General features: G+C 73.7%; 1 protein-coding gene. It reads right to left on the reverse strand.

The genetic code is table 11. The features are described from left to right. Positions 1 to 28: 28 nt before the first annotated feature. On the reverse strand, positions 29 to 1,015 hold the full coding sequence (locus ACFWFR_RS19410) for a malate dehydrogenase (protein ID WP_191801263.1): 987 nt from the start codon (positions 1,013 to 1,015) through the stop codon (positions 29 to 31). Positions 1,016 to 1,207 lie beyond the last annotated feature (192 nt).

Consider the following 1,207-nt stretch of genomic DNA (forward strand, 5'->3'; position numbering starts at 1 on the left):
GGGGCTCCCGGGCGCCGACCCTCGTGGCTCAGACGAGGCCGAGGCCCCGCACGGCGTCGCGCTCCTCGACGAGCTCGGCGACCGAGGCGTCGATGCGTCCGCGCGAGAAGTCCGAGATCTCGAGCCCCTGGACGATCTCCCACGTCCCGCCGCGCGAGACCACGGGGAACGAGGCCATGAGGCCCTCGGGGACGCCGTACGACCCGTCGGACACGATGCCCGCGCTCGTCCAGTCGCCCTCGGGCGTGCCGTTGACCCAGTCGAAGACGTGGTCGATCGCGGCGTTCGCCGCCGAGGCGGCGGACGACGCACCCCGTGCGTCGATGATCGCCGCACCACGCTTGGCGACGGTCGGGATGAACTCGCCCGTGAGCCAGGCCGAGTCGGCGGCGAGCTCGGCGCCCGGACGGCCTGCGACGTCGGCGTGGAAGATGTCCGGGTACTGCGTGGCCGAGTGGTTGCCCCAGATGCTGACCTTGCGGACCTCGGCGACGGGCACGCCCGCGCGCTTGGCGACCTGGGTCAGCGCCCGGTTGTGGTCGAGGCGCGTCATGGCCGTGAAGCGGTCCTTGGGCACGTCGGGCGCGTTCGACGCCGCGATGAGCGCGTTGGTGTTCGCCGGGTTGCCCACGACCAGCACGCGGATGTCGTCGGCCGCACCGGCGTTGATCGCCTCGCCCTGGGGCTTGAAGATGCCGCCGTTGGCCTCGAGGAGGTCACCGCGCTCCATGCCCGGTCCGCGGGGGCGCGCACCCACGAGCAGGCCGACGTTGGCCCCCTCGAACCCGGCCCGCGGGTCGTCGAAGATGTCGATCCCGGCGAGCAGCGGGAAGGCGCAGTCGTCGAGCTCCATCGCGGTGCCTTCTGCGGCCTTCACCCCCTGCGGGATCTCGAGGAGGCGCAGGCGGACGGGCACGTCCGGTCCGAGGAGCTGGCCTGCGGCGATGCGGAACAGCAGGGCGTAACCGATCTGACCGGCGGCTCCGGTCACGGTCACGTTCACGGGAGTTGTCATGCCCACACTCTGTCACAACGCCCGGGCGCTCCCCAGGGGTACCCGCACCCCCGGCGGACGGGGCGTCGGTCACACCCGCGCACACCCTCGGCAGACGGCGGGCGCGCCCCTCCCGGGCGCCGTGCCCGCCACGGTGCGCGGCGTCGTGGCGGGTCTCCGCAGACGCCCGACGGCGCCGCTCACCGGACGAGG

Origin of the sequence: Oerskovia sp. NPDC060287 (assembly GCF_042726775.1) — a bacterium.
GTDB lineage: Bacteria > Actinomycetota > Actinomycetes > Actinomycetales > Cellulomonadaceae > Oerskovia > Oerskovia merdavium.

Coding starts and splice junctions, on each gene's coding strand:
- ACFWFR_RS19410 (WP_191801263.1), bottom strand. CDS start 1,015: ATGACAACTCCCGTGAACGTGACCGTGACCGGAGCCGCCGGTCAGATC.